The organism is Embleya sp. NPDC059213 (assembly GCF_042754445.1).
Taxonomy (GTDB): domain Bacteria; phylum Actinomycetota; class Actinomycetes; order Streptomycetales; family Streptomycetaceae; genus Embleya.
In genome coordinates this window covers 27211-44908 of sequence record NZ_JBHZAV010000004.1, presented here as the reverse complement: position 1 = coordinate 44908, position 17698 = coordinate 27211, and the positions used below count along the sequence as shown (strand labels likewise).

The window sequence follows — 17698 nt, the reverse complement described above, 5'->3', positions numbered from 1 at the left end:
GTGCCATCAGTTGTCTCCCTGCTTCGAACTACTGTCGTCGGAGCCGCCGTTGAGCCGTTCCAGGCCGAGCAGCAGACCGGAGTGGTCCAGGCCGCCGCCGCCCTGGGCGCGCAGCGACGCGACCAGTTGCGCGGTGAGGCCGGCGAGCGGCAGCACGAGATCGAACTCGCGGGCCGACTCGGTGACGATGCCCATGTCCTTGTGGTGCAGGTCGATGCGGAATCCGGGTCTGAAGTCGCGCTCGCGCATCACCCGGGCCTTGCGGTCCAGGACGGTGCTGCCGGCCAGGCCGCCGGCGAGCACCCGCAGGCCGGCCTCGGTGTCCACTCCCGCGCGTTCGAGGAACAGCAGTGCCTCGGCGACGAGTTGGATGTTGCCGGCGACGATCAGTTGGTTCGCCGCCTTGACCGTCTGACCGGCACCGTGCGGCCCGACGTGTACGACGGTCTTGCCGAGCACCTCGAACAGGGGCAGTGCGGCGGCGAAGTCCGCCGCCTCGCCGCCGACCATGATGGAGAGCACCGCCTCGATCGCGCCCGCCTCGCCCCCGCTGACCGGCGCGTCCAGCACCCGCAGTCGCCGCTCGGCGCCGGCCTCGGCCACCGCGATCGAGGTGCCGGGCTTGATCGAACTCATGTCGATCACCAGGGTGCCGGGCCGGGCCGCGGCCAACACGCCGTCGGCGCCGAACATCACCTGCTCGACGTGCGGGTCGGCCGGGACCATGGTGATCACCACGTCCGCGTCGCGCACCGCCTCGGCGATGTTCGCCGCGCCCCGGCCGCCGGCCGCGATCAGCCGGTCCACCGCGTCCTGTTCCAGGTTGACGCCGGTCACCCGATGGCCGGCCCGGACCAGGTGAGCGGCCATCGGGCCGCCCATGATGCCCAGTCCGATGAACGCGACGCTCTTGCTCGTGCCGGTCATCCGGCCCCTCCCTCGGTGCCGCGCAGCTCGCGCGGGAGCCAGCCGAAGCTGTCCGCGCTCGGGCCGACGGGCTTGTATTCGAGGCCGACGCGCCCGGTGTACCCGGCGGCGACGAGTCGGCGGAACAGGTCTTCGAAATCCAGCTCGCCGGTGCCGGGTTGGCCCCGCCCGGGGGTGTCGGCGATCTGCACGTGGCCGAACCGGTCGACGTGCGTGTCGATCACGGCGGCGAGGTCCTCGCCGTTGCGGGCCAGGTGGTACAGGTCGCACAGGAAGGTGGTGTTGCCCAGCCCGGTCTCGGCGTTGACCTTGTCCACGACGGCCACCGCGTCGGCGGCGGTGACCAGCGGGTATCGCGGGTTCTCCGGCGCGCTGATCGACTCGATCAGTACGACCGCGCCGATGCGATGGGCGGCCCGGGCGGCCGAGGCCAGGTTCTCCAGGGCCAGTTCGTCCTGGGCCTGCGGGTCCACGCCGTCCTCGCGGTTGCCGTACAGCGCGTTGAGCGCGCGGCAGCCCAGGCTCTCGGCGAAGCCGGTCGCGACCTCGATGTTGTCCCGGAAGCGCGCCGACCCGGAGGGCCGGGACAGCAGGCCCCGGTCGCCGGCGGGCATGTCGCCGGCGTCGAAGTTGAGTCCGACCAGATCGACGCCGGCGTCGCGGATCGCCCGGGAGAGCGCGTCCAGTTCGGCGTCGGCGGGGGTCGGGCCGGCGAAGGGCCACCACAGCTCGATCTCGGTGAAGCCGGCCGACGCGGCGGCAGCGGGCCGTTCGAGGAGCGGGAGCTCGGTGAAGAGGATCGAGAGATTGATGTCGAAGCGCAGTCCACGAGCGCTCACGGGATCACCCCTTCCACGTCGGTTCCACAATGCGGAAGTAAGATTCTGCTCATCGGAATCATGCCATGCGCCTTCAACAGTTTGTCAAGGTCGACCGTGGCAGTCCGGTCCCGGCGCGGTCCACTCGCCGGAGCTCGCCGCCGCACGCCGGGCGCCGATCCGGGAGCGGGCGCTAGGGTTCGGGCGTGCGATTGCGGATTGAGTTCTCGACCGAACCGTTCGACCTGGACGGCATGCCGGCCCATGCCCTGGAGGCCCGACGGGTCATCGACGAGGCGGGCCTCGACGTGGAGGTCGGCCCGTTCGGCACGACCGCCGAGGGCGAGGCGGACGCCGTCCTCGCCGCACTCGACCGGGTGTTGCGAGGCGCGCTCGGCGTCGGCGCGAGCCGGATCTCGGTACAGGTCACCACCGTGCCGGAAGCACCGGGAGGCCACGCGTGACCCCCGCCGACCACCCGCTGTCCGCCGCGATCAAGCCCCTGGTGACCGCGATCGGCGCCCGCCTCGTCGCCCCGGAGGAGGCCGGCCCCGAGGACGTGATCCTGGACTGGGAGGGCGAACCGGTCGTCGCCGTCCGCCTCCCCGGCCTGGACAGCGCCCTCGACCGCCTCCTCGGCGACGCGGCCCGCCAATACGGCCCCCTGGCCGACCTCGACCGCGAAGCCAAACAACGCGTCGTCCGCACCCTCGAACAACGCGGCGCCTTCACCATCCGCCACGGCGTCGAAACCGTAGCCGCCGCCCTGGGCGTAAGCCGCTTCACCGTCTACAACTACCTCAACCGCGAAACCCGCCCCTGACCTCTCAGGGCCGAGGGCCCCGCCTCCTCCGCGACCACCCGTGCATCACCAGGACCCCCCGCCACCGGGGCACCGCACTCGAATTCACTCGGTCGCGCCGCCGAAACGCCATCATCTGGGCGGACGTTCCCGCATACACGTAGCCTCGCTCGGCACCGATGCGGATGATCTCCTCCGGCGGGACGGGATAGGCCCGCATGGCGATATGCACACATCCGGCACCATGAAAACGCCCCCTCACCGCACGCAGCAGCCGCTCCCGAGGCCACCCGCGCCGACGGAGCTGCCAGTACGCGACCCAGAAAACCGCCACCACGACGACCCCGACATCCACGACAACTTTCGTCATCGCCGATGCCTCCGCGCCTGATCCTGGCGAAACCGCATGCGCTGGATACTGCATGGGATCGGAAACGCCACCGCTCGGACGAAGTGATACGTAACGCCCCCGGAGCCATCGGCCTCCCACCGCTCGACCGCGTAGCCCTGTGCGCCGGCACTCTCCAGCACTTCCTGATGCGACATCAGCCGCGGGTCGACACGCCTGCTCGCCCGATCCGTCGAGCCGAGTGCATCGGCCAACTTCCAACGCTCGCGAAGTCCCCCGGAGATCCGGGCACTCGGCCGACGACAGCGCATCCACAGCCAGACCCCACCCGCGATCCCGGCCCCGACCTCTGCGACCAGCACCACCAACAACACGGCGGTCATTCCTCCCGGTCGATACCGTGCACGAAGCGCATACCGAACAACAGGCGCATCAGCGCGTCGCAGTAATACTCCCAGTCGTCGAAGCTCAACACACCGAGCAGAAGTTCGACCGACAGCCCGGAATCCGCCCCGACCTCGACGACCGCACAAGCCGTCCGCACCCGAAGTCCGGGAACCTCCGCGGGAATTCCCGAGACGGGATTGGGATCTCCCTCCCAGGCACCGAGGCGAACCACGCATCTGCCAACCGGAACCTCGAAGGTGTGAAACCTTGCTTTCGCATCGTTCGCATCCGCAACCGGAGCCGGACCCGACCGAAACCGACCGGTCAGGTAGGCAGCGGTGATCCCGACACGCCCCTCGACCCGAGCCAGAGCATGGGCAGCCAGAAAATGTCCGGCGGTCACGGGTACCGCCCCGAACGGCGCCGGCAATGCGAATTCGAGCCGGTACTCGGATGGATGCATCCGTTCGGTCACGTTGCTCCGCTCTCACTTCGCGAATTTCGGAGTCAGGGCAAGCCGCTGTTGTTCACGTTGGAGCGATTCGACGAAGGCGCGATCCTGTTGAGTCAACACCGGCACCGGCTCCGCCTTCTTCCCGCCTCCGCCTTCGCCGAACACGCGATTCCACGCCTGCTCGATCGGATCGCCTCCGGTGATCCAGCCGGCCGCAGTGGAAACGTCGATGACACCTGTGGCGAGGCCGACGGGAACCGAGATGACGGCGCCCGCCAGCAACACCGGGCTTGCACTGCTGAGCGCAATGAGCGGCAAGGCTCCGAATGCATCCGTGAAGTAGGTGTATCCGGGGACCGATGCCCCCATCAGGTCCGCGGAACCGTGCAGTACCAGGGACAACCCGGCAAAGCCCGCCGCCACAAAGGCAACGGGAAGCGCCGCACCCGGACCCGCCGTGAACTCGAGACCAAGGCTCAACAGTCCGAGGGAGGTTCCGGCCACTCCGGTGATGTCACCCACATCGTTGAGCACATCCCCGACCTGTTCGAGGGCGCCCTTGTGCTCCGGCGCCTTCGGCCCCTTCTCGGCGGCAGCCTTGATCACCACCGCGGCGGCCTTCGCCTCGATCTCGTGCTCACGGTGCAGTCGGGCCGCCCGACCGAGGACCTCGTTCAGCGCCGCCTTCGCAGCGTCCTTCTCGGCCTTGGCCGCCACCACCCGTTGTCGATCCGCGTCGGACATGCGCTCGTAGACAAAGAACGGGACGTCCCCCGCGTCCTTGGCCTGGGCGATCCGCGCCCTGGCGGCGCGTGCCTCCGACTCCAGGCCGGCGGCGCGCTGTTGCAGGTGGCTCAACTGGTCGGCCCATGCCTGCAGGACGGCTCGTGTCGACGTGAAGGCGGCATCCATGCCGACGAACTTCGGCCGCAGCACCGACAGTCGAGCCCGCATGCCGTCGGCCGCCGGGCCGGTCCATGCGGCGGTGGCCCCCACGGCCTGATCGATGGCGTTCAGAATGGTCGCGGACTGATCCACCGCACGCTGCACGTTCGACGCCAATGCGCTGACCGCCGCAGGAATGCCCGGAGTCGGATTCACCAGCAGACCAGGGAAGTTCGGATCCGCGACCACGACCCCACCGAGACCGCCCAGCCCGCCACCGGCGCGCTGGACCGCCCAGAGGTAGTCCTCGTCCGAACTCATGACTCGGGATTGAGCACTGACCGAATCGTGCTGCGCGCAGGAGCGGCAGGCGCTGCGGTAGCGGCCTGTGGCACCGAACCCGCACTCGACCCGTCGGGGCCCACCTGCGACGCACCGGGCGCGCCGGGCAACCTGAACACCGACTGCACCGCGCCCTCGGTCTGCGTGTAGTTCGCCCGTGCGATCCGGATCGCGTCCGCGACGTGCCCGAGGTCCTCTCGCATGAACTTCAGGCCGTGGTTCCAGTTGTCGTGGAACTTGCCGCACGCGTGGTCCAGATCCTTGTGCCCGGTGCGAATCGGGCCGGTCTCCTTGAGTGCGTCCAGCGACTGTTCGAGCACGTTCGTGCCCTGCCGCAAGTCGCCCGCGAGTCGATCGAGCCAGCCGAAATCGACCCCGAAATGCCCATCAGGCATGAGCTCCCCCGCCCACTTCGAACGCCTGTCGCATGAATCGCGACGAAGCTAGCACAGCGCGTGAGGAATGAGCGTGGATTACTCCGAGTGTGTCCCGGTCCGTCGGCTTACGGAGTCGGTGATTCCGTTTGATCCGTTTGCGCGCGGCCGACGTTCGGTCGGGTGGGTGATCGGCTTCAACAAACTGTTGACGGGGGTGATTCGGAGCGCCTAGCGTTCCGGCCATCGTCGCATCGGGGTGCCCGCTCCGGTGCGGCGTTCGACTCCGGGTGGGGTGCCCGCCCAGTGGGGAGGTTCCCGAGATGTCATCTGCGCCAGGACTCGACAGGCTCGACGAGGCGTCCACCGACGAGGCGATTCGGCTGCTCGGCGAGGTCTGTGCGAGCGGCGCCTGGATCGGCGCAGTGCTCGCGGGCCGGCCGTACGGGGAGCCGGACAAGCTGTACACGAGTTCCGACGAGGCGGTCGCCGCACTGACCGCCGCCGATCTCCAGGAGGCGATCGACGGCCATGCCGTGATCGGCCGCCCGCGCCACGACGATCCGCAGTCGGCGCGCGAACAGTCGGGCGTCCACCGGGCGGGTGACGCGGTGTTGGCCGAACTGCGGGCCGGGAACATCGCGTACGAGAACCGGTTCGGCCGGGTCTTCCTGATCTGCGCGAGTGGTCGCAGCGCCGCGGAGATGCTCGCCGAACTGCGGCACCGACTCGACAACGAACCGGCGTTCGAGTGGGAGGTCACCCGCGAGGAGTTGCGGAAGATCAACCGCCTGCGTCTGGAAGGGCTGATCTCCACGTGATCTCCACCCACATCCTGGACACCAGCGAGGGCCGACCGGCGACCGACGTCCCGGTCGAGTTGTCCCGGCGCGCGGCCGACGGAACGTGGACCGTGCTCGGCACGTCCGCCACCGACGCCGACGGCCGCTGCCCGGACCTGCCTCCGCTGGGTGTTCGACCCGACGCCGGACCGGTCGACGTCCGGCTGGTCTTCGACGTCGCCGCGTACCGCCGTGCCCGCGGCGAGACGCCGTTCTTCCCGGAGGTCCAGGTGGTCTTCACCGCTGACCCCGGCACGCGCTACCACGTACCGCTCTTGCTCAACCCGTACGGATACTCCGTTTATCGAGGGAGCTGACAGGCATGCCGATGGTGCTCGGCCAGAATCAGTACGGAAAGGCGGAGACCCGCGTGGTGCGGGTCCGCCGCGACACCGAACGGCACGAGGTCAAGGACCTCAACGTCAGCGTCGCACTGTCGGGCGAGTTGTCCGACACCCACTTCACCGGCGGCAACGACAACGTGCTGCCGACCGACACCATGAAGAACACCGTGTTCGCCTTCGCACGGGAACACGGCATCGACTCGGCCGAGGGCTACGGCGTGCGCCTGGCCCGGCACTTCGTCGAGTCGCAGCCCTCGATCACCCGGGCCCGGGTACGGATCGAGGAGTACCCGTGGAACCGGATCCCCGCCGCTCCCTCGCGCAACCGCTTCATCGGCGCGGACGAGATCCAACACTCGTTCGTCCGCGACGGCGGCGAGACCCGGACCACCGAGATCGTCTGGGAACACGGGCGGGTCCGGGTGATATCCGGGCTCAAGGACCTGATCGTGATGAACACGACGTCCTCCGAGTTCTGGGGCTACATCAAGGACCGATACACCACGCTCCGGGAGGCGTACGACCGGATCCTGGCGACCCAGGTCACCGCCCGCTGGCGGTTCTCCTTCGACGCGGGCGACGACGCGGTCGAGCCGAACTGGGAGCGCTCGTACGCCCAGGTGCGCCGACACCTGCTGGAGGCGTTCGCCGAGACCTACTCCTACTCGCTCCAGCAGACCCTGTACGCGATGGCCAACCGGGTCCTGACCGGGCGGCACGAGGTGGACGAGGTTCGGCTGTCCCTGCCGAACAAGCACAACTTCCTCGTCGACATGGAGCAGATCGGCGTCAAGAACGACAAGGAGGTGTACTACGCCGCCGACCGACCCTACGGTCTGATCGAGGGCACGGTGCACCGCGAGGGCGTCACTCCGCTGATTCCGGTGGACTGAACACACACTGCTCGGGCATTACCCCGGAGGATTCTCATCCGCCGTCCCGCCTCCGGGGCCCGCAGCAGGCAGGACCAGACGGCGGTACGTTCGCACATCGGACCGCTGCCGCAAAGGGACTGCCCATGTCTGTAGGGACCTCCGCCGGGAACGCCGCAGGGAACTCCGCCGCGACGTCCGCCGCCACCGGGCGCGTCGTCATCGAGAACTGCGCGATCGCCACCGTCGACGCACGCGACACCGAATACGCCTTCGGCCACATCGTGACCGCCGGCAACCGCATCGAGTCGGTCGGCGCCGGAGCCGCCCCGGCCGGCCTGGAGAACGTGGTGCGCCGGGTCGACGGAACCGGCCACCTGGTCACCCCGGGCCTGGTCAACACCCACCACCACTTCTACCAGTGGATCACCCGCGGCCTCGCCCAGGAGTGCAACCTCTTCGACTGGCTGGTGACGCTGTACCCCACCTGGGCGAAGATCGACGACGAGATGTGTTACGCCGCCGCACAGGGCTCGGCCGCCGCGCTGTTGCGCTCGGGCTGCACCACCTCCACGGATCACGCGTACGTCTTCCCCAAGGACGGCGGCGACATCCTGGGGGCGGAGATCCGCGCGCTGGCCGAACTTGGCATGCGCTTCCAGCCCACCCGCGGCTCGATGGACCTGGGCCGGTCGCAGGGCGGGCTGCCCCCGGACGCGTGCGTCGAGGACACCGACGCGGCACTCGCCGCGACCGCCGGGGCGATCGACAGATGGCACGACGCGTCCTTCGACTCGATGGTGCGAGTCACCGCCGCGCCCTGCTCTCCGTTCTCCGTCACTCCGGAACTCCTGCGCGGAGCAGCCGAGTTGGCCCGAGCCAAGGGCGTGCGACTGCACACCCACGGGTCGGAGACGGTGGAGGAGGAGGCGTTTTGCCGGGAGAGGTTCGGCATGGGTCCCACCGACTACCTGGAGAGCGTGGGCTGGCTGGGCGAGGACGTGTGGATGGCGCACTGCGTGCACATGAACGACTCGGACATCACCAAGTTCGCCGCCACCGGCACCGGCGTGGCGCACTGCCCGTCCTCCAACGCCCGAATCGCCGCGGGCATCGCCCGGGTGCCGGAGATGGTGGCCGCCGGCGTGCCGGTCGGCCTGGGCGTCGACGGCACCGCCTCCAACGAGTCGGGCGAGCTGGGTACGGAACTGCGCAACGCCCTGCTGATCGCCCGGCTGCGGGGCGGCCCGGCGGCGATGACGGTCCGTCAGTCACTGCGACTGGGCACGATGGGCGGCGCGAAGGTGCTCGGTCGCGAGCGCGAGATCGGCTCGTTGGAGCCCGGCAAGCTCGCCGACCTGGCCATGTGGCGGGTGGACGGCGTACTGCACTCGGGGATCGTCGACCCGGTCGCGGCCCTGGTCCTGGGTGCGGCGGCACCGCTGACCCTGCTGCTGGTGAACGGCCGCGAGGTGGTCGAACAGGGGCACCTCTCCCGGGTCGACGAGGAGGAGATCGCCCGCAACGTCGCCCACGCGGCGGCCCGGCTGCGCGCCGCGTAAACGGCCGAACCGCCGAGCCGGCGGACCGGCGGACCGGCAGGCCCGAGCGCCGGCGCCCCGACACACCACCGTCATCCCCTGACCTGCCGTCACGCGGCCGAGGCCCCCGGGACTTCGGCCGCGCGTCGGCCCGCGCCGGCACCTCAGTCCCGCGCCGCAACCGCCTTGGCCACCAGCGCCAGCGGCACCGTCGCACACTGCGTCGCGGACGCCACCGTCATCGTCCGCACCCCGGTCCGCCCGGCGATGTCGACCAGTCGCGCCGCGTCGCACGAGTACGGCCGGCCATGCGGCACGTCCCGGGCACACGTATCCGCGTCTACGAACGCCGGCAACCACGGCTGCCCGTCCCGGCCGCGAATGAAGACCACCGACTCGGTGTCGTCGATCGCGACGACCACCCCGCCGGCCACGATCTCCGCGAGCAGGTCGGCAGGGTCGATCTCGGAGTCGTCGGCGCGGTCGAGGATGGCGGCCAGGGCCGGGTTCGCGGCAGTCATGCCAAGATCATATGGGCCCCGATTGTCGGGATTGGGCAGCACCGACCCGGCGCAACCCACGCCGACCCGGGTCGGACCCGCCCCGCGTGCTCGAAGCCGGACTACGCCTCACGCCCCAGCGTCCGCAAATAGGCGCGCCAGCCACCGAACTCGGTGATCTCCTTGTGCCGGCCCGACTGCAATTCGCCGCGCCGCAGGATCATCGAGAAGCAGGCCGAGCCGTCCTCCAGCTTGATGATCCCGAACTCCAGCTCGGCCGGCTCGGTCGGCAGGAGGTTGTCGCGCAGCACCTCGTCCGGAACCTCGTACACCTCGCCCGCGATCTGCACCTCGCTCGCCGGATCGGGCAACAGACCAGGACAACGGTCGCCGATGGAGAAGAAGCGATAGCCGGGCGCGGTACGGGTCTTGGCCACCAGCGGCGCACCCGCCAGGTGATGGTGGAACGGACCACCCTCCATCGCCTGGCCGTTGAGGAACATCCGTGCCATTGTGCTGCCTCCTGTTCGATGCCCGCACGGACAACGTCGGCGCGAGCAGTGTCGGCATGAGCGATGCCCGCACGAACAGCGTCGGCGCGAGCGGTGTCGACGCGAGCGATCTCGGCACCGGCGGTACCGGCGCGACGTCGCCCGCGCCCGAAAACACGGTGCCAAGCTGCGGAACGACCGGGCCCGCCCGATTGGACGCGCCCCACGACCGCCGGGGTGGACCCGGCCGTCCCGGCATTGGGGGGATCGGCGAACAGCCCGCCTCAGTCGAGCAGTTCGTATCCCGGCAGGGTGAGGAAGTCGACGAAGTCCGCAGCCAGGGCCACCTTGAGGAACAGGTCCCGGGCGGCCGTCCAGCGGCCCGCCTCGAACCGGTCGTCACCGATGTCCTCGCGCAGTGCGCCCAGTTCCTCGACGACCAGGCGCCGGACCAGGTCCGCGGTCACCTTCTCGCCGGTGTCCGCGAGCACCACGCCGTTGTTGATCCACTGCCAGACCTGGGACCGGGAGATCTCCGCGGTCGCCACGTCCTCCATCAGGCCGAAGACGCCGACCGCCCCGTATCCGCGCAGCCACGCCTCCAGGTAGCGCAGCCCGACCCCGACCGCCGCGTGCAGCCCGGCCCCGGTCGGCGACCCCTCGGCCGACGCCACATCCAGGAGCTGATCCGCCGTCACCTCGACGTCGTCCCGGGTGCGTTCGATCTGGTTGGGTCGATCGCCGAGCACCGCGTCGAACGCCTCGCGGCAGACCGGCACCAGGTCGGGGTGCGCCACCCACGAGCCGTCGAAGCCGTCGCCGGCCTCGCGGTCCTTGTCGTCGCGCACCTTGGTCAGCGCCGCCGCGTTGGCCGCCGCGTCGCGTCGGGAGGGGATCACCGCCGCCATCCCGCCGATCGCGTGCGCCCCGCGCCGGTGGCAGGTGCGCACGAGCAGTTCGGTGTACGCCCGCATGAACGGCGCGGTCATGGTGACCGCGTTGCGGTCCGGCAGGACGAACGCGTCGCCCGCGTCGCGGAAGTTCTTGACGATGCTGAACAGGTAGTCCCAGCGGCCCGCGTTCAGACCCGACGCGTGCTCGCGCAGTTCGTACAGGATCTCGTCCATCTCGAACGCGGCCGTGACCGTCTCGATCAGCACGGTGGCGCGGATCGTACCGCGCGGGATGTCCAGCAGGTCCTGTGCGTGCCGGAACACGTCGTTCCACAACCGGGCTTCGAGGTGGCTCTCGATCTTGGGCAGGTAGAAGTACGGGCCCAGGCCCCGGTCGAGCAGGCGGGCCGCGTTGTGGAAGAAGTACAGCCCGAAGTCGACCAGCGCGCCGGCGGCCGGCACTCCGTCGACCAGGACGTGCCGCTCGTCCAGATGCCAGCCGCGCGGGCGCATCACCACGGTGGCCAACTCGTCGTCCGGGCGCAGCCGGTAGCTCTTGCCCTCGGCGGTGGAGAAGTCGATCCGCCGGTCGTAGGCGTCGATCAGGTTGAGCTGATGCGCGACGACGTTGTGCCAGGTCGGCGCCGACGCGTCCTCGAAGTCGGCGAGCCAGATCCGGGCGCCGGAGTTGAGCGCGTTGATGGTCATCTTGCGATCCGCCGGGCCGGTGATCTCCACCCGTCGGTCCCGCAGCGCGGGCGGCGCCTCGGCGACACGCCAGTCGGCGGCCCGCACCTCGGCGGTCTCCGGCAGGAAGTCGAGCCGGCCGGTGCGGGCGATCTCCTCGCGTCGGGCCCGGCGCAGGTCGAGCAACGCGTCGCGACGGCCGCCGAACCTGCGTTGCAGGCTCGCCACGAAACGCAGCGCCTCGGTGGTGAGCACCTCGTCCGCTCGCGGCACGGAGCCGCCGGTCGCCGTGCCGTGCTTGACCACGATGGCCGGTGCACTCATGGGTGGCTCTCCCTCGCCGTCGACGCTCTTTTGTAGAGTGGACATTAGTTTCCGGGAAACGGAAGTTCAACAACTTGTTGAAATATTCTCGACGAAGGATCATGCCGTGGCCGCACTCGACTCACGTAGCAACGGCACGAGCGGTGGCGTCCAGTCCCTGGAACGCGCGTTCGACCTCCTCGAACTGCTCGCCGACGCGGGCGGAGTGCTGACGCTCAGCGAACTCGCCGCGCGTTCAGGATTGCCCATGCCCACCATCCACCGCCTGGTACGCACGCTCGTGTCGCTGGGATATCTGCGCCAGGACGCCTCTCGCCGCTACACCCTGGGCCCGCGGCTGATCCGGTTGGGCGAGACCGCAGGTCGCCTGCTCGGCGGCTGGGCCCGGCCGTACCTGGCCGAACTGATGGAGGCCACCGGCGAGACCGCCAATCTCGCGGTGCTGGAGGCCGGCGAGGTGGTCTATGTCGGCCAGGTGCCCAGCAGGCATTCGATGCGGATGTTCACCGAGGTCGGCCGGCGCGTACAGCCGCACTGCACCGCGGTGGGCAAGATCCTGCTCGCCCAACTCCCGGAGGCGGACGCCGCCCGCGTGCTCGGCGGTCGACCACTGACCTCGCACACCGAACACACCGTCACCGATCCGGCCGAGCTGCTCGCCCAGTTCCCGCGGATCAGGGCCCAGGGCTATGCGATCGACGACCAGGAACAGGAACTCGGCGTGCGCTGCGTCGCGGTCGTGGTGCCGGGAGCGCCCACCGCGACCGCGCTGTCCGTGTCCGGCCCCGAGGGCCGGATCCGGGCGATGGAGGAGCGCTGGATGACCACCAGGATGCAGGAGATCGCGGTCCGGCTGGGCGCGCGCCTGGGCGGCACCGAACCGGCCCCGGAGTCGATGCCCACGAACTGACACCCGCGCCCGGTCCGCGCCTTCGGATGAATCCACCACACCGCCCGCACCCGCGCCGACCGGCTCTCGTACGTTCCGCCCGTGGACCCTCGCCGGCCCGGCGGCTCTACTGGCGGGCATGTCCCACCCCTTCGCGCCACCCGCTCCGCTGCTCGACCGGTTCGCTCGTGTGCACACCGACCTGCGCGTGTCCCTGACCGGCCGGTGCAATCTGCGCTGTACGTACTGCATGCCCGCCGAGGGCCTGCCCTGGTTGCCCGCCGACGACCTGCTCACCCGTGCGGAGACCACCCGCCTGGTCCGGATCGCGGTGGACCACCTCGGGCATCCGCACGGTGCGACTCACCGGCGGCGAACCGCTGTTGCGGCCGGATCTGCCCGCGCTGATCGCGGATCTGGCCGGCCTGCCCCGGGCTCCCGAACCGTCGCTGACCACCAACGGAGTCCGGCCGGCGGCCCTGGCCCCCGCACTGCGCACGCGGCGGGTCTGCGGCGGGTCAACGTCAGCCTGGACACGCTGCGGCCCGAGCGGTTCGCCCGGCTCACCCGCCGGGACCGGATCGAGGACGTGTTCGCCGGGCTGCGCGCGGCACGCGCGGTCGGCCTCGCACCGGTCAAGGTCAACACGGTGCCGGTACGCGGGCTCAACGACGACGACATCGTGCCGATGGTCGAAGGGGCGATCGAGCACGGCTACCGACTGCGCTTCATCGAACAGATGCCGCTGGATCCGCACGGCGCGTGGGATCGCGACCTGACGATCACCGCGGCCGAGGTACTGGACCGACTGGCCGCACGCTTCACCCTCTCCGCCGTGCCCCGGGACGACTCGTCACCCGCCGAGGAGTGGCACCTGGCCGGCACCGACGCCGCGGTCGGCGTGATCGCGAGTGTGACCCGGCCGTTCTGCGGTGCGTGCGACCGGGTCCGCCTCACCTCCGACGGACAGTTGCGCACCTGCCTGTTCGCCCGCGAGGAGTCCGACCTGCGCGGCCTGCTGCGCTCGGGCGCGGACGACGACGAGATCGCCTCGACCCGACCGAGTGGGCGACCTGCTCGTCGGCGACAGCGCGATCGTCGTGGCGGTCGCCACCGCACATCGCGCGGCGGCCTTCACGGCCTGCCACGAACCGGTCGACCGGATCAAGCACGAGGTGCCGATCTGGAAGCGGCAGACCTACCTCGACGGCGCCCGGGGCCGGGTCAACTGCGAGCACTGAGCGCCGGCGGCCCGACCGGATCCAGCCCGAGCACCGCACCGGCCACCGTGGCAAGCGTCGCGGCCACCCCCGCGGTGTCCCGCAGATGGCGGGTGCGCGCCACGTCGTTGATCGCGGTCAGCGCGGCGTACACCCGGATCCGGGCGGGCGCCGTCGCGTACTCCGGGCGCACCGCGCACAACAGGTGCACCCACTCCATCAGGTAGTCGGACTGCGCCTGCCGGGCCCGATGCCGAGCCGGCGTCGGCAGGTGCGAGACCTCCGTGAGCAACAACGTGACCAGGTCGCTGTGTTCGGCCGCGAATCGGATGTAGGCCGCCAGCAGGACGCGCAGCGCCGTCTCGGGATCCGCGGCGCCGGCGAGCGCGCGCGTCATGTCCATCGCCAACCACTCGATGCCCCGGGTCACCGCCGCCGAGAGCAGGTCCCCCTTGCTCTCGAAGTGGTTGTACACACTCGGGCCCGCGATTCCGGCCGCCGCGCCGATGTCCTCGATGGCCACGCCCGCGTACCCCTGCTCGGCGAACATCCGTACGGCCGCGGTCAGCAACGCCTCGCGGCGCGAGCGCAGCACCAGCCCGGCCGGCGGACGGGCCATCGGCACCAGTTCGGCGGGCGGCGCGGCCACCGCCGCCCGGCCCAACTCCACCAGCAGCCGCAGATATTCCGGACGCGGGAGTTCGATGTGATGGAAGGACGGGCTGAGCAGCACGCCCAGGCCGCACCACGCGAGCAACTCGGCCTGTTCGGGCGACAACTCCGGCCGGGCGGTCCGGATCAGCCCGGCGACCACGGCGGTCACCGCGCGGATCTCGCGCCGGACCTCGGCCCGCTCCGCCGCCGGCAACAACCGGCCCTCGCGCTGCCACAACACGCCGACCTCGCGATGGTCGAGGGTGACCGCGACCACCGCACGCAGCACGGTGTCCGGATCCTCGACCGCGCTGCGCGCCAGTGCGTCGCGCACCGGCGCGACCCCGTCGAGCACGACCTGCATGAGCAGGTGCTGCTTGCTCCGGAAGTGCCGGTACAGCGCCGACGGTCCCATGCCCACCGCCTCGGCGATGTCGCTCATACCCACGTCCGCGTACCCGCGGCGGTGGAACAGTTCGGCTGCCGCGGCCAGGATCAGCGCGCGCCGATTGCGTGGTCGGGTCCCCCGGGCCGGTGGCACGTGTCCACCGACCTTGCGCACCGCAGCCGCCATCGCGTACTTCCTTCCGGGATCCGCCCCGGCGCCATTGTTTCAGCCGGCCGCGCCCGCCGCCGACGCGCGAATCGGGCCCTCGGGCGTTCGGTTACTACCCTGGGCGACATGACGACCTCACTGATCACCGGTGCCACCTCGGGCCTCGGCGCCGCGTTCGCCCGACGACTCGCCCACGAGGGGCACGCCCTCGTCCTGGTCGCGCGCGACCGGGAACGCCTGGCCGAATCCGCCCGCGACCTGAGCGAGGAGCACGGGGTGCCGGTGGAGGTGCTGGCCGCGGACCTGGCCACGGACGAGGGAATCGCGGCGGTCGAGGCCCGGCTCGCCGATCGCGTCGCACCGGTGGACGTGTTGGTCAACAACGCCGGCTTCGGCAACAAGGGCGGTTTCCTGGACGCGTCCACGGCCGACGAGGTGCGCATGCTCAAGGTGCACTGCGAGGCGGTGCTGCGGCTGACCACCGCCGCGAGTGCCGCGATGCGCGAGCGTGGTCGCGGCTGGGTGATCAACGTGGCCTCCGTCGCGGCCTTCCTGCCGCGCGGCACCTACGGCGCGAGCAAGGCGTGGGTGGTCAGCTTCACCGAGGGCGCGGCCCGCGAACTCGCGGGCAGCGGTGTGCGGTTGATGGCGCTGTGTCCGGGCTTCGTGCGCACCGAGTTCCACCTGCGGGCCGGGATGGGCACCTCCAACATCCCCAACTGGATGTGGTTGGACGCCGATCGGGTGGTCGCCGCCGCGATCCGCGACCTCGCGGTGGGCCGCACGGTCAGCGTGCCGGACCTGCGCTACAAGGCGGTGGTCGGGTTGGCCAAACTCACCCCCCGCGGCCTGTTCGGCAGCGTATCCACCAGGACCGGTCGGGTCTACGGACCGACCCGCCCGTAGCGCACATCCGGCCACCGGCCCGGGCACGCCACAGGCCCCGCCGACGCGAAGTCGGCGGGGCCTGCGGGCGCGTACCGGGCGGGGCGGTGGGGACTTCACGCCCCTCCCCCGGGCATCCGCGAGGTTCGGGGGGATCGTCCGGGGCCGGTGCCCGGGGGCGCCGGCCGCGGACGCCGGGCCGTCAGCGCTTCGGGCGACCCTTGGGCCGGTCGCTCTTGCCGCGCCTGGCCGCCTTGTGGGATTCGAGGGTGTCCGTCGCCTCCGCTGCCGGTGCCGGTGCGGAGTCGGCACGCTCGGCTTCGACGAACAGCGAATTCTTGTTCTGCAGGTGAGGTTTCGACTTCTGCTTGGCCATGGCCGTTTTCCTCCTACGGAGAACCGATGGTCGGTCGTCATCCACTCTCACATCGATCGTCACGCGGTGCATGTCGAGAGCTACCGAACGTGTTGATCGAATGCGAATGGCAGCCCGAAATTGCTTCTACGATGCCTGGATGCTCCTTGACCCACCCGGGCGCGCTCCCCGGCCCCGGACGCGATTCCACCGCAGCAAACGAGGGATCGTCGGCTCCCTGACCGGCCTGGGCCTCGCATTCGGTTGCGTGCAATGCCTGGTGCCCGCCTACCTGCACGACGGTGCGAAATCGTCCTTGGCCGGTGCCACTCTCACGCCCTCCAAGCCGCCGCCGGCCGCCGCCGCGCATCCGCCCGCGGGGATTCCGGACACCCCTCGGGGCGGCTCCGCGATCGAGGGCCGCAGCTACATCCGCGTACCCGGCGCCCGGCCGATGGTGTTCGGACATCGGGGTGCGCCGACCCTGGCCCCGGAGAACACGCTGCCCTCGGACGAGGCGGCCCGGCGCTCGGGCGCGGACTGGATCGAGAACGACGTGCAGCCCAGCGTCGACGGCGTCCCGCACATCATGCACGACGCCACCGTGAATCGAACCACCAACGGCAAGGGCCGCCTGCGCGAACTGACGGCTGCTCACCTGGCCACGCTGGACGCCGGCAAGTGGTTCAAGCCGTCCTTCGCCGGCACCCATGTACTGACCCTGCGCGAGCAACTCGCCGACCTGCGCACGCACGGCGGCCGGCTGCTCCTGGAGATCAAGACCCCGCACACCCGGGAGGAGATCTCCCGGATCGTCCAGGAGGTACGGACCGCCGGCATGTCCGGCCGGGTGTTCGTGCAGAGTTTCGACGTGGATTCGCTGCGGATCACCCGTGACGTCGCCCCCGAGTTGCCGCTCGGACTGCTCCGGGATCGGCTGGACCCCGATCCGGTGGCGCTGGCCAAGGAGTTGCGCCTCGCCTCGTACAACCCGTCCTACCAGGCCCTGCGGCAACGCCCGCAACTGGTGCAGCAGTTGCACGCCGCCGGCATCGCGGTACTGGCCTGGACGCCGGACGACCCCAAGGAGTGGGCGGCGCTCGACGAGGCGGGGGTGGACGGCATCATCACGAACCGGACCGCCGACCTGGTCTCGTGGCTCACCACGCACCACGCGAAGGGCACCGGCAAACCCTGAATCGACGCACCATGAGGCCCGCGGCCGATTCCGGGTAACCCTCCCGGAACCGGCCGCGGGCCTTCTTCTCGGAGGTTCGGCCCGGCCGGCCGGGCCGACTGTCCACGGA

General features: G+C 70.5%; 20 protein-coding genes and 1 pseudogene. 11 read left to right on the top strand and 10 right to left on the bottom strand.

From position 1 onward, the window contains the following. Positions 1-6: 6 nt before the first annotated feature. Together ACFXMF_RS02770 and ACFXMF_RS02765 are read right to left on the bottom strand one after the other, a co-directional pair. A complete protein-coding gene (locus ACFXMF_RS02770) occupies positions 7-927 on the bottom strand; it encodes a 2-hydroxy-3-oxopropionate reductase (RefSeq protein ID WP_379990678.1) in 921 nt (306 codons plus the stop codon). Beyond that, entirely contained in the window at positions 924-1766 is an 843-nt protein-coding gene (locus ACFXMF_RS02765; protein WP_379990679.1) for a hydroxypyruvate isomerase family protein, read from the bottom strand. The genes ACFXMF_RS02770 and ACFXMF_RS02765 overlap by 4 nt, the downstream gene beginning before the upstream one ends. A 185-nt stretch (positions 1767-1951) precedes the next feature. Between ACFXMF_RS02765 and ACFXMF_RS02760 the strand changes: the two genes are divergently transcribed. Together ACFXMF_RS02760 and ACFXMF_RS02755 are read left to right on the top strand one after the other, a co-directional pair. Then, positions 1952-2209, top strand: a complete 258-nt coding sequence (locus ACFXMF_RS02760) for a thiamine-binding protein (protein WP_379990680.1) — start codon at positions 1952-1954, stop codon at positions 2207-2209. Next, on the top strand, positions 2206-2568 hold the full coding sequence (locus ACFXMF_RS02755; RefSeq protein ID WP_360317584.1) for a helix-turn-helix domain-containing protein: 363 nt from the start codon (positions 2206-2208) through the stop codon (positions 2566-2568). The genes ACFXMF_RS02760 and ACFXMF_RS02755 overlap by 4 nt, the downstream gene beginning before the upstream one ends. 707 nt (positions 2569-3275) lie before the next feature. Here ACFXMF_RS02755 and ACFXMF_RS02750 read toward each other — a convergent pair. Genes ACFXMF_RS02750 through ACFXMF_RS02740 form a run of 3 tightly spaced genes read right to left on the bottom strand, consistent with a single transcriptional unit; the run spans position 3276 to position 5359 of the window. Beyond that, entirely contained in the window at positions 3276-3758 is a 483-nt protein-coding gene (locus ACFXMF_RS02750) for a hypothetical protein (RefSeq protein WP_379990682.1), read from the bottom strand. 12 nt (positions 3759-3770) lie between these two features. After that, positions 3771-4943 (bottom strand): WXG100 family type VII secretion target, encoded by a 1173-nt coding sequence (locus ACFXMF_RS02745; RefSeq protein ID WP_379990683.1) that lies wholly within the window; start codon positions 4941-4943, stop codon positions 3771-3773. Further along, complete coding sequence (locus ACFXMF_RS02740; protein ID WP_379990684.1) at positions 4940-5359, bottom strand: WXG100 family type VII secretion target; 420 nt, start codon at positions 5357-5359, stop codon at positions 4940-4942. The genes ACFXMF_RS02745 and ACFXMF_RS02740 overlap by 4 nt, the downstream gene beginning before the upstream one ends. Before the next feature lie 302 nt (positions 5360-5661). Between ACFXMF_RS02740 and uraD the strand changes: the two genes are divergently transcribed. The 4 genes from uraD to ACFXMF_RS02720 all read left to right on the top strand — a co-directional run bounded on the left by uraD (position 5662) and on the right by ACFXMF_RS02720 (position 8958). Continuing rightward, complete coding sequence (gene uraD / locus ACFXMF_RS02735) at positions 5662-6159, top strand: 2-oxo-4-hydroxy-4-carboxy-5-ureidoimidazoline decarboxylase (RefSeq protein ID WP_360317587.1); 498 nt, start codon at positions 5662-5664, stop codon at positions 6157-6159. Next, positions 6156-6497, top strand: a complete 342-nt coding sequence (gene uraH / locus ACFXMF_RS02730) for a hydroxyisourate hydrolase (RefSeq protein WP_360317589.1) — start codon at positions 6156-6158, stop codon at positions 6495-6497. The genes uraD and uraH overlap by 4 nt, the downstream gene beginning before the upstream one ends. A 5-nt stretch (positions 6498-6502) precedes the next feature. Next, entirely contained in the window at positions 6503-7417 is a 915-nt protein-coding gene (gene pucL, locus ACFXMF_RS02725) for a factor-independent urate hydroxylase (RefSeq protein WP_360317591.1), read from the top strand. 125 nt (positions 7418-7542) lie between these two features. Further along, entirely contained in the window at positions 7543-8958 is a 1416-nt protein-coding gene (locus ACFXMF_RS02720; protein ID WP_379990685.1) for an 8-oxoguanine deaminase, read from the top strand. 143 nt (positions 8959-9101) lie between these two features. Here the strand turns inward: ACFXMF_RS02720 and ACFXMF_RS02715 are convergent, their stop codons facing one another. The 3 genes from ACFXMF_RS02715 to aceB all read right to left on the bottom strand — a co-directional run bounded on the left by ACFXMF_RS02715 (position 9102) and on the right by aceB (position 11832). Continuing rightward, positions 9102-9458 carry a hypothetical protein gene (locus ACFXMF_RS02715; RefSeq protein WP_360317595.1) on the bottom strand — a complete coding sequence of 119 codons (357 nt, stop codon included), beginning with the start codon at positions 9456-9458 and terminating at the stop codon, positions 9102-9104. A 101-nt stretch (positions 9459-9559) separates the two neighbouring features. After that, entirely contained in the window at positions 9560-9949 is a 390-nt protein-coding gene (locus ACFXMF_RS02710) for a gamma-glutamylcyclotransferase (RefSeq protein ID WP_360317597.1), read from the bottom strand. Between the two features lie 263 nt (positions 9950-10212). After that, complete coding sequence (gene aceB / locus ACFXMF_RS02705) at positions 10213-11832, bottom strand: malate synthase A (RefSeq protein ID WP_360317599.1); 1620 nt, start codon at positions 11830-11832, stop codon at positions 10213-10215. Positions 11833-11938: 106 nt separating this feature from the next. On the opposite strand from aceB, the gene ACFXMF_RS02700 reads away from it, so the two are divergent. The 3 genes and pseudogenes from ACFXMF_RS02700 (at position 11939) to ACFXMF_RS02690 (ending at position 13962) form a co-directional block, all read left to right on the top strand. Continuing rightward, entirely contained in the window at positions 11939-12742 is an 804-nt protein-coding gene (locus ACFXMF_RS02700) for an IclR family transcriptional regulator (RefSeq protein WP_360317601.1), read from the top strand. Positions 12743-12860: 118 nt separating this feature from the next. Beyond that, positions 12861-13772, top strand: a pseudogene (gene moaA / locus ACFXMF_RS02695) (GTP 3',8-cyclase MoaA); the annotation flags it as partial. Next, positions 13654-13962, top strand: coding sequence for a molybdenum cofactor biosynthesis protein MoaE (locus tag ACFXMF_RS02690; RefSeq protein WP_380020501.1), 309 nt, complete (start codon positions 13654-13656; stop codon positions 13960-13962). The pseudogene moaA and the gene ACFXMF_RS02690, both read left to right, overlap by 119 nt. Here ACFXMF_RS02690 and ACFXMF_RS02685 read toward each other — a convergent pair. Further along, positions 13946-15169 carry a TetR/AcrR family transcriptional regulator gene (locus ACFXMF_RS02685; protein ID WP_379990686.1) on the bottom strand — a complete coding sequence of 408 codons (1224 nt, stop codon included), beginning with the start codon at positions 15167-15169 and terminating at the stop codon, positions 13946-13948. The genes ACFXMF_RS02690 and ACFXMF_RS02685 overlap by 17 nt on opposite strands. A gap of 108 nt (positions 15170-15277) precedes the next feature. Here ACFXMF_RS02685 and ACFXMF_RS02680 point away from each other — a divergent pair, with 108 nt between their 5' ends. Then, positions 15278-16057 carry an SDR family NAD(P)-dependent oxidoreductase gene (locus ACFXMF_RS02680; RefSeq protein WP_379990687.1) on the top strand — a complete coding sequence of 260 codons (780 nt, stop codon included), beginning with the start codon at positions 15278-15280 and terminating at the stop codon, positions 16055-16057. Between the two features lie 181 nt (positions 16058-16238). Here the strand turns inward: ACFXMF_RS02680 and ACFXMF_RS02675 are convergent, their stop codons facing one another. After that, a complete protein-coding gene (locus ACFXMF_RS02675; protein WP_360317609.1) occupies positions 16239-16412 on the bottom strand; it encodes a hypothetical protein in 174 nt (57 codons plus the stop codon). Between the two features lie 139 nt (positions 16413-16551). Between ACFXMF_RS02675 and ACFXMF_RS02670 the strand changes: the two genes are divergently transcribed. Continuing rightward, the gene (locus tag ACFXMF_RS02670) at positions 16552-17589 is read left to right on the top strand and encodes a glycerophosphodiester phosphodiesterase (RefSeq protein WP_379992893.1); all 1038 of its coding nucleotides are present in this window, start codon (positions 16552-16554) and stop codon (positions 17587-17589) included. Positions 17590-17698 lie beyond the last annotated feature (109 nt).

Bases quoted from the DNA above. Each gene is read 5' to 3' on its own strand.
- ACFXMF_RS02685 (WP_379990686.1), bottom strand. From the start codon at position 15,169: ATGGCGGCTGCGGTGCGCAAGGTCGGTGGACACGTGCCACCGGCCCGG.
- pucL (WP_360317591.1), top strand. From the start codon at position 6,503: ATGCCGATGGTGCTCGGCCAGAATCAGTACGGAAAGGCGGAGACCCGC.
- ACFXMF_RS02770 (WP_379990678.1), bottom strand. From the start codon at position 927: ATGACCGGCACGAGCAAGAGCGTCGCGTTCATCGGACTGGGCATCATG.
- uraD (WP_360317587.1), top strand. From the start codon at position 5,662: ATGTCATCTGCGCCAGGACTCGACAGGCTCGACGAGGCGTCCACCGAC.
- ACFXMF_RS02670 (WP_379992893.1), top strand. From the start codon at position 16,552: ATGCTCCTTGACCCACCCGGGCGCGCTCCCCGGCCCCGGACGCGATTC.
- ACFXMF_RS02680 (WP_379990687.1), top strand. From the start codon at position 15,278: ATGACGACCTCACTGATCACCGGTGCCACCTCGGGCCTCGGCGCCGCG.
- ACFXMF_RS02715 (WP_360317595.1), bottom strand. From the start codon at position 9,458: ATGACTGCCGCGAACCCGGCCCTGGCCGCCATCCTCGACCGCGCCGAC.
- ACFXMF_RS02740 (WP_379990684.1), bottom strand. From the start codon at position 5,359: ATGCCTGATGGGCATTTCGGGGTCGATTTCGGCTGGCTCGATCGACTC.
- ACFXMF_RS02710 (WP_360317597.1), bottom strand. From the start codon at position 9,949: ATGGCACGGATGTTCCTCAACGGCCAGGCGATGGAGGGTGGTCCGTTC.
- aceB (WP_360317599.1), bottom strand. From the start codon at position 11,832: ATGAGTGCACCGGCCATCGTGGTCAAGCACGGCACGGCGACCGGCGGC.
- ACFXMF_RS02720 (WP_379990685.1), top strand. From the start codon at position 7,543: ATGTCTGTAGGGACCTCCGCCGGGAACGCCGCAGGGAACTCCGCCGCG.
- ACFXMF_RS02675 (WP_360317609.1), bottom strand. From the start codon at position 16,412: ATGGCCAAGCAGAAGTCGAAACCTCACCTGCAGAACAAGAATTCGCTG.
- ACFXMF_RS02745 (WP_379990683.1), bottom strand. From the start codon at position 4,943: ATGAGTTCGGACGAGGACTACCTCTGGGCGGTCCAGCGCGCCGGTGGC.